Genomic DNA, 8,316 nt, shown 5'->3' with positions numbered 1-8,316 from the left:
CCCCCCCCCCCCCCCCCCCCCCCCCCCCCCCCCCCCCCCCCCCCCCCCCCCCCCCCCCCCCCCCCCCCCCCCCCCCCCCCCCCCCCCCCCCCCGCGGCCCGGCCCCCGGCCCGGCCGACGCTCCTGCCTCCGTCCCGCTCCGGCCCGGCCGCCGACCGGCCCGCGCGCCGGTGGGGCGGCATCGGTGGGCGGTTTACGTGACGCCGCCACTGCCGACTGCGGCGGCTCGGTGGTCCCGTGGGCAAGGGCTGGCGGGGAGGGGAGGGGGACTCGTGGCGCTGGACGGCCGTCTGAGCGCCTGTCAGCCTTCCGGACCGCCGTACCCCCGCCGTCGCGATGCTGAGCCGCGTGAGGCGACCCTGAGCCCCGTCGTGGGCTGACGGGGGGCGGCTGCTGCCGCGATGTGGTGGGCGCCGTCGAGCTGTTCAGCCGTGCGGCTCCGTCGTGGCGGGTCATCCGGCTGTCCGGTCGTGGTGGGCAAGGCGCCGGCGGAACCGCCGGACCTCAGCCTCGGCGACTATCCGGCGGGCAGCGGGCGGGCCGCAGTAGGCCGCGAGGATCGGGCCCATGCCGACCGCCACAGCAGGCCACAGCCCCAACAGCTCCCGCACGATGAGCGTCCCGCCGACCAGGAGCAGAGCGGCCAGCACCGCCGCTAACTCCTGGTCCTGGTCGTGGTCCTGGTAGCGCATCAGCCCTCCCCGTGATCACTGATGCAAACGGACCCTAGCGATCATCAGTCACGGCGTCAGCCCTTTTCAGAACCGGGCCGAGCCTGCCCCGGCGGGGGCGGGAGCAACCGCCGCCGTTTGCGGATCGATGGACCCGGCGGCAGAGGAGCAGGCGGACCGGCCAGCCGCAGTCGGGGGTCCGGCAGATCCGGGGCAGGAACCGTGCTCTGAGCTGCGGCTTTAGTTTCGTCACGTGACGGAATGGAGGGCCGCCGAATTTCGTCACGTGACGTATCTCGGCGTGCGACGGCCGACGCCACAGCGGACACGATCGCCTCGCGTTGGCGCCGGGCCTCGTACGCCCTCTGACGGCAGGACCGACGGCAGTAGTCCCGGCTGCGGCCGACCCCGGATTGCTTGATCTCGGAGCCGCACCAGGCGCAGAGCTTGGTGCCGTCCGGCGTTCTGGGGGTATCGCCGGTCATGCAGGACCACCGGCCTCGGCGGTCAGTCCGAGAGCATCGGCGATCCGGCGACGTTCGGCCTCCACCGCCGCGTCGACCTGCTGGCGGGTCTTCTCCTCATGCCATGCGTTCTTCCGGCACGTCGAGGAGCAGTACTTGGGCGGTCGGCCTGTCGACGCCAGCTCGAACGGCACACCGCACTGCTGGCAGACCTGCATTCGGTTCATGGCTGACGACCGTACGCGGCACGTCTTCTGGCGCGGCGGGTCAGACGTCAGGAGTCATCCCCCAGGGCGTGCGTCCAGAGCGCTCGCGCGGTCCCAGACACCGCGCCACTGATCACCGCCAGGGCCCCTTTCCGAGCGAACTCCCGCCGGGGCTCAGGACCCGGCGGGGGCGCCGGCGCCTCGGTCGGCTGTGGCGTCGGCTGCTGCTGGGTGCTCACGTCTCCTCCAGGGATCTCGGTGTTGGCCGTGACGATGGGGGAACGGCGGGCAAGCCGCGCAACCCCTTCCCTTGCGACGACCACCACACCGACGGACACCGCCCCGCGGCTGCTGCCCATCGAGCGGGCCACCGATCCGAACGACGTCATCGAGCGCCAGGAGGTGACCGCCGACCGGAGTGGCCGGCGGTTCCTCGGAGCCGGATCCCGGCCGCGTTCCTCGAGTACGTGACCGACTCCCGCCGTACGTCACCGGGATGACGTACGGCGGCGAGCACCAGGAGCACGACCTACTCGGCCGACTCCGCCTCTGCCTTACGACGTTCGGCGGCCAGCTCGCGTCTGCGGGCAAGGGTGCCGAGCAGTTCGTCGTACAGCTCCGCCACCTCCGGGGGGGTGAGCACCCGCAGGAAGGCCCGGGATTGCCCGGCGGACTGCACCAGGTCGCCCAGCGCCTCCATGTCGATCTCCCGCCCCTCGACCGCCTCGACTACGGCCAGGTCGAGCGACCGGCCGACGAGTCCGGCCCAGGCCCGATCCCAGATCTGGACGCCGTCGCGGAAGCCGTCGGCGCCGTCGATCTGGAAGAGGACGTCCATGTCGTCGTCTTCGGTGTCGCCGCCGGTCAGCCCAAGGAGCGGGCGCAGGTAGCGGGTCCACTCGATCGCGCGGCGACCGGAGACGGCCGTCTCGTACTCGGCCCACCGGTCGAGCCCCCAAGCCAGGGAGCCGTGTCCGGCCGCGTCTGCCTCGGGCACACCGCCCATCAGGTCGCCGATCCGCCCCAGGAGTTCGAAGGGCGTCATGTTGCCCTGTCGGCCGCCCTTGAGGTCGCCGCGTGCCAGCTCCAGCGCGGGGCTACGGCCGTCCTGGGTCTTCGCGATGTACTCCCCGAGCTGCTGGGCGTCGCGCTCGGTGTGCAGCTGCTTGAAGTCGACGCCGTGGCCCTTGCCGTCGCAGGTGCAGCCCGGGATCGCGCACCGGTCGGTGGGCCGGAAGCCGGGGTCCACCTGCCCCAGGTGGCGGGTCCAGACCGCCCGCCAGCGGTCCTCCCACTCCGTGAGCGCGTCCTTGGACGGGGTGAACGTGCCGGTGATCTCCCGACTGGTGATCTTCTTGGTCACGGGGTCCTTGTGAACGGTGACCTCACCGCCGACCAGCACGATCGCGTGGATGTGGGGGTGCCAGCCCGCCCCTTCCCCGACCGTGACCTCCGTGGCGCGGATCATGCCGATGTAGCCGATCCGGCCCTTGATCCCTGTCTGGTTGGACTTGCGCCGCTTGTCACCCGCCCAGGCCGCCCCGGTGATCAACCGCTGGTAGGCGCCGGGCTGCCGCTTCGTGCCGGTCTCGGCGTCCGCGCGGGTGCCCTGCAGGGCGTCCATGAGGTCGCTGAGCCGGTCGGCGGCCGTGTGTCGGGCGGTGAAGGTGACCAGGTAGGCCCGCCCGCCCTGGCGCAGCCAGGAGACGACCGCTTCGGTGATCTCCTCAGACCGGCCGTGCCGGATCTTCGCGGAGCAGACCGGGCAGAGCCAGATCCGCCCGCACTTGAGCAGGCCCAGGGCCACGGCCGCTCCGGCCGCCGTCCGGGCGAAGATCACCCCGGCGTCGGGGTCCATGAGCGTCCGACCGCACCCCTGGCAGGCCCGTTCCCCGGAGATCGTCCAGAGCGTCCGGCGGCCCGCGTACCGGCGGGAGCGGCGCTCACGCGCACTCCGGTCGCGTTCCGCGACCGGATTTGCCCCGGCCGACGTTTCCGCAGGTGGGGAGGGGGAGCGAAACTCTGTTGTTTCCTTCCCAAGGCGACCGGATTTGCCTCGTGAGGCGTCCCGCGCCACACGAGCGATCTCCCGGCGCGCGGCCGACCGGCACGCCTCGGAGCAGTAGATCTTGGGGCGTTTGCCCGGTGTGTGGGCAATTGGGGTCCCGCAGTGGCAGCGGGGGCCACGGGCTGTCTGGATCATGGCCGCACTCCGCTCACGGGCGGGGGTTAGCCGCGCAACCGTGGCGGGCCGATCTGGCAATGCCGGGGCTTCGCTCCGTACTCTGGGCACGAGCAACGTTTCCTGTCTCGCCTGGCTAAGGGCGCGAGTCGGGGAGCGGACGGGCCGGGGCTCTGACCTCCCGGCCCGTTGCTCTTTGGGCTTGTGGTGATCCTGGCACCGATCGCGCCAGGAGGTTCCCCCCGCCACACCAAGGGCCCACGGGGCTGGTGTGACTTGAAGGGCCGAAGGAAGCCCCGCCGGTGATCCGGCGGGGCTTTGACGTGCGGTCAGGCTTGTGCGCGCCAGGCGTACGGCGGGAGGGTTCCGGCCGTTTTGAAGACGCGGATCGCGGCGCCGTCCGGCGCGTCGGGCAGCCGGTAGACCCTGCCGCCGTCGAGCGAGGCGAGGAGCCGGGCGCCGTGGTGCTCGCAGCCGTCCGCCCCGGCGTTGTGGCGGTCGAGCACGGTCACGACGGGCGGGCCGTCGCACGGGGTCGGGTCCTCGGGGTGAGCCGCGGGGCAACGGGTGTCGGTCATGGTGTCCTCCGGGTGCCGGGGCGCCGGCCGTTCGGCAGGCGCCCCCCGCGGGTGGTCGGTCAGGCGATCGGGTGGGTGGCGAGGGCGTCGGCGAGGGCGTCGGCGGCGGCGAGCATCTCGGCGGCCTCCGGGTCCTGGTGGTGGTCCTGGAGGCGGTAGGCCGCCTTGCGGAGCTGGCGGACCGCCTCCCAGGCGGTGTCCTTGAGCTGAGCGTCCATGAGGTCCTCCTAGGCAGCGGTGCTGAGTCGGGCGGCGAGCTGGTGGGTAGCGGCGAGGATCACGCGGATCTCCGCGCCGCCTTCGACCGCGAGGGCGGGGGCCGGGGTCGGCGCCGGCGCTTCGGGCGGGGCCGGGACCGGGCGGCGGCGGAGGGCCACCGCCAGGACCACGACGGCCGCCAGGACGGACGCGAGGTACAGGGCGGCGATCACGCGGCCACCTCCCGCGTGACGCGGCGCCACGACGCTTGGAGCCGAGCCTCCCCGGCGGAGTAGCCCATCTCCCGGAAGCGCGCGGCCGCGACCCGGTACGACCCGGAGTCGAGCAGCCCCGACATGATCGAGTCGATCTCCTCGTTGCTGAGCGGGACCACCTCCGCCGACTGCGCCTCGATGGCCGGGACGGGCTCCGTGGGCCCCCAGACGGGCAGCCGCCAGGAGGGCGGCGACGCGGGCGTGACGCGGGAGGTGACGCAGGTCAGGGCGCGTGCCGTGCCCTCTCCCTCGCGGGCCGCCTCCAGCGTCGACCACGCCGACGCCAGCTCCCCGGCCGTCTCGGCCTGGACGCGGGCGACCCGGGCCCCGGCGCCGGTCACAGCCTCCAGCCGGGTCACCTCCGTACCGGCCTCTGCCCGGAGCTGGGCACGGGCCACGGCCGCCCTGTCGCGGGCGTCCTGCTGGATGTCACGGATCTGGTCCAGGGCGTCCGGGGTGAGCGCGGTCCGCTCCCACAGCCCGTGCACGAGCCACAAGGCCTTCGCCGCGAGGGGCAGCCAGGCGACCGCGAGCCAGGCGCCGGCGGACTCCTCCCCCAGCGCGTGCACGACCAGAACCGCAGTCGCCACAGCGCCGAATCCCCACCCGATCACGGTGATCGGGCGGGAGTGGTCGCCCTGCGCGGCAAGGCGCCGGTCGTACGCGAGGGTGGCCAGCCAGCCACCGTCGATGCCGAGACCGACGACCAGGGCGACGCCCCAGTGCATCGACTCCCCGAGCCACATCACGACCACCGCGAGGGTCAGCACCATCGACACGGCCGTCATGGCGACCGCCGGGGCGGCGGTCATCGAGCGCTTCTGCATGGTCACTTCCCCTTCCGGGCCAGCGAGACGGACAGACCGACCCCGGCCGGGGCGGCGGCGGCGATCGCGGTCGCCGTGGTGGCGGCGACCTGGAGCAGCAAGCACAGCGTCATGACGACGCCGACCGATCCGGCTGCGGCGACCAGGACCAGGACGATGGGGCCGGTCCAGTCGCGGTCGGCGGCCTGGTGGTGGACGACGACGACCGTGCGGGGGTCGGCGCCGTCGGGCAGGAGCGCGGACGGGACGTGTCCGGCGCGGAGCTGGGCGTCGGGAGTGCGCATCAGGCCGACACCTCCCCGGCCTGCGTGGTGGCGACGGACAGGACGCCGTCGGCGGACCGCTCGATCTCCCCGGCCTCGATGAGCACCTTGAGCGCCTTGCTGACCGAGCCCTTGTTGATGCCGGTCACCAGGGCGACGTCGGCCGCCGTCGCGGCACCGGACGCCACGGCGGCGGCGACCCGCTCCCGGTTGGTCGGCTGCTTGGTCGGCTGGGACGGGACGGCAGCCGCGGGGCTCTCCTGCGGCGGCGCGATGACGTAGTCGGTCGTGTCCTTGACCAGCCGCAACGGGGCGGGGGCGCCGGCCGTTCCGGCAGGCGACTCCTCACGCCGGTGCCAGATCGGCTGATCAGGCAGCCGGATCACCGCGTCATCGTCCATGTACCGGACCTTGACCGGGTCCGGCTTGCGCTTGCCGTCCCGCACCATCGCGACGCCCGGCATCGGGAGTTCGTCGGCCTTCCAGCCCTTCTCCTGCGCGGACTCCCCGAACACGACACGGGCCTCGGTCGGCGACTCGACCGCGAGGCCGATCCGCAGACCGAGCTGCTTGGCGATCTGCCGGGGGACGCCGTCGCCGTAGGTCGGAGACTGCGTCATCCACCAGAGATCGATGCAGGCCGCGCGGCCCATCCTTGCGATGGTGTCGAGCCCTTCAAGCGCGTCGACCTTCTCGATGATCGGGGCGCCCTTCTCGGTGTAGCCGGTGATCACCTCGACCTTCCGGCACGAGGACATGACCTCGGCGCCCTCGTCGACGACGACCGTGATCCTGGGACGCTCCGCCGTCGGGATCAGCGTCGCCTGTCCCTTGGGCAGCACGTCCAGGCGGTCGTTCAGCTCCTCGACCAGCTCTGTGACCAGCGCCGCGACCTCAATAGGCGTATGGGCGACGCGGGCCCGGTGGTCCCACAGCCGCCCTTCGACCTTCTTCAGGTCGATGATCACGAGCACGGTCGTCGGACCCTCCGACGCCTTCGCCAGCAGCGGGCGAGACGCGGTCGACTTGCCCGAGCCGGACATGCCCGCGACCAGGACCCGGTGCCCGAGCGGCACATCGACGTCCTCACCGGTGGTCATGTCGATGCCGAGTGCGTCTCCCGGCCGCCAGACGACGATGCCGTCCGGAGCCGCCGACCGCGTCCGCAGCCGGATCACTCCCCAGCCGCCGCGCGGGCCGGGCCCGATCATCATCGGGAGGTCCGTCCGCGCCCCGAGCAGGGCGCGCACCGCGTCGGCCGCCTTCCGGAGCTTGCCCACGGACCATTCGCCGTCGAGCCGCACGTCGCACTCGATCCCGGCCGTGCCGACCGTCGCGGGCGTGGTGACCGTGCCGGACAGACCACGGTCGGCCGCGTGCTGCACCCAGTACGACGGGTCCAGCCGCGCGACCAGCTGCCGCTCCTCGACCGACAGCCCGTCCTCGACCTCGACCCGGGGCTGACGCCGACCGAGCGCGAGGGCCGCCGCGTTCGCCGCGATGAGCAGGACCGACGCCGACGCCGGGTAGGCGCCCCACGCCTGATCCCAGCCCAGGACCGAGAGGCCGGCGCCCGGCACCGCATGGACCGCGTGCGCCTGAATCGCCCGAGCCTTCAGCGTCGTCGGGTACGACAGCCGCGCCTTCTTGAGCTTCCCCCGCGCGTCGTCGCGGTGCTGGCGCGCGGCCTTGTCCGCCGTGCGAGCCGCCCGACGACCAGTCGAGAAGGGGTTGGACGACGCCTTGCGCGCCGCCGACCGCTGCGACCGAGCCGACGCCGCCGTCGACCGAGCCGAGTTGTGCGCCTTCTGAGCGTCCATCAGCGCCCGCAGGTTCTCGGGCGTCCTCAGCTTCGCCCGGCGGTCCGCCTCAGCGTCCCAGCGGGCCGCCAGCGGCGCGAAGGTCGGCGCCATGCTGTCGAGCACGGTGTTGATCGTTCCGGCGGCCGACTTGGAGCCGTCCGCGATCTTCGTAGAGACTGCCTTCAGGTCCACGGTTGTCCTCTCATCAGGTGCGTGGATCTAGGGCCGGATTCGTCGTTCCAGCGGCGGTCCGGCCCGCCTGTTTTGGGTGGTTGCTCCCCCCGGTTGCACACGCGCCCCCGGTTGCCCCCGCAACAGGCGCGTGACCTGCGGGTTTCCGGGTTGGCCCTGTTTCCAGGAGGGGGGCCCTACGCGTGCGCGCGCGAGGGAGCCTAGTTTTCGATCACTCCCCGGGGTCCCGGGACCAGGCCCGGATCGTGGTTGGGGAGAGGCCCGACAGAGAGCTGATCCGGCGGTAGCTCACCTCCGCCGCAACGGCCTTCTGAACGAGCGGCCGGAGCTCCCGATCCACCGTCTCCAGTTCGGCAAGGAGTTCGACCCTGCGCTGAGCGACGGGCCGCAGCTCGTTCTCGGCTCGCTCCCGCAGTATCCGGGGAGTCAGTTCACTGTCTGCCATGTGCTACAGGCTGGCACGGTCGCTACGGGCGCTGCAACCGCTACACACGATATGGCATATGCCAGTCTGGCGATTCCGCGATACAACTTTCCCTACTCGATCAAGGCGGCCCGTCCCGGGCCGGGGGGGGGGGGGGGGGGGGTCTGCGGTTCCCCCCCCCCCCCCCCCCCCCCCCCGCCCCCACCCAACCCCCGACCCCGAGGGGTGAGGCCG

10 protein-coding genes are annotated in these 8,316 nt (G+C 73.0%); all 10 read right to left on the bottom strand.

Annotated elements, in window-relative coordinates; all coding sequences use genetic code 11:
• Window positions 1–452: 452 nt before the first annotated feature.
• Window positions 453–692 (bottom strand): hypothetical protein, encoded by a 240-nt coding sequence (locus tag ACZ7G3_RS35585; protein ID WP_470930843.1) that lies wholly within the window; start codon window positions 690–692, stop codon window positions 453–455.
• Between the two features lie 460 nt (window positions 693–1,152).
• A complete protein-coding gene (locus ACZ7G3_RS35580) occupies window positions 1,153–1,362 on the bottom strand; it encodes a hypothetical protein (RefSeq protein WP_470930841.1) in 210 nt (69 codons plus the stop codon).
• A 508-nt stretch (window positions 1,363–1,870) separates the two neighbouring features.
• A complete protein-coding gene (locus ACZ7G3_RS35575; protein ID WP_470930839.1) occupies window positions 1,871–3,199 on the bottom strand; it encodes a rep family protein in 1,329 nt (442 codons plus the stop codon).
• A 653-nt stretch (window positions 3,200–3,852) separates the two neighbouring features.
• Complete coding sequence (locus ACZ7G3_RS35570) at window positions 3,853–4,101, bottom strand: hypothetical protein (protein ID WP_470930837.1); 249 nt, start codon at window positions 4,099–4,101, stop codon at window positions 3,853–3,855.
• A gap of 59 nt (window positions 4,102–4,160) precedes the next feature.
• A complete protein-coding gene (locus tag ACZ7G3_RS35565; RefSeq protein WP_470930835.1) occupies window positions 4,161–4,319 on the bottom strand; it encodes a hypothetical protein in 159 nt (52 codons plus the stop codon).
• A 9-nt stretch (window positions 4,320–4,328) separates the two neighbouring features.
• Window positions 4,329–4,532 carry a hypothetical protein gene (locus ACZ7G3_RS35560; protein WP_470930833.1) on the bottom strand — a complete coding sequence of 68 codons (204 nt, stop codon included), beginning with the start codon at window positions 4,530–4,532 and terminating at the stop codon, window positions 4,329–4,331.
• A complete protein-coding gene (locus tag ACZ7G3_RS35555) occupies window positions 4,529–5,401 on the bottom strand; it encodes a protein spdB (RefSeq protein ID WP_470930831.1) in 873 nt (290 codons plus the stop codon). Before ACZ7G3_RS35555 ends, ACZ7G3_RS35560 begins: the two co-directional genes overlap by 4 nt.
• A 2-nt stretch (window positions 5,402–5,403) precedes the next feature.
• Entirely contained in the window at window positions 5,404–5,685 is a 282-nt protein-coding gene (locus ACZ7G3_RS35550; protein WP_470930829.1) for a hypothetical protein, read from the bottom strand.
• A complete protein-coding gene (locus ACZ7G3_RS35545) occupies window positions 5,685–7,658 on the bottom strand; it encodes a P-loop NTPase family protein (protein WP_470930827.1) in 1,974 nt (657 codons plus the stop codon). The genes ACZ7G3_RS35550 and ACZ7G3_RS35545 overlap by 1 nt, the downstream gene beginning before the upstream one ends.
• A 211-nt stretch (window positions 7,659–7,869) precedes the next feature.
• Window positions 7,870–8,103: a hypothetical protein gene (locus ACZ7G3_RS35540; protein WP_470930825.1), complete on the bottom strand. Its 234-nt coding sequence runs from the start codon at window positions 8,101–8,103 to the stop codon at window positions 7,870–7,872.
• Window positions 8,104–8,316: the final 213 nt, after the last annotated feature.

Source organism: Streptomyces sp. NPDC037271, assembly GCF_055603605.1.
This window is presented reverse-complemented; position numbering and strand designations above follow the sequence as displayed.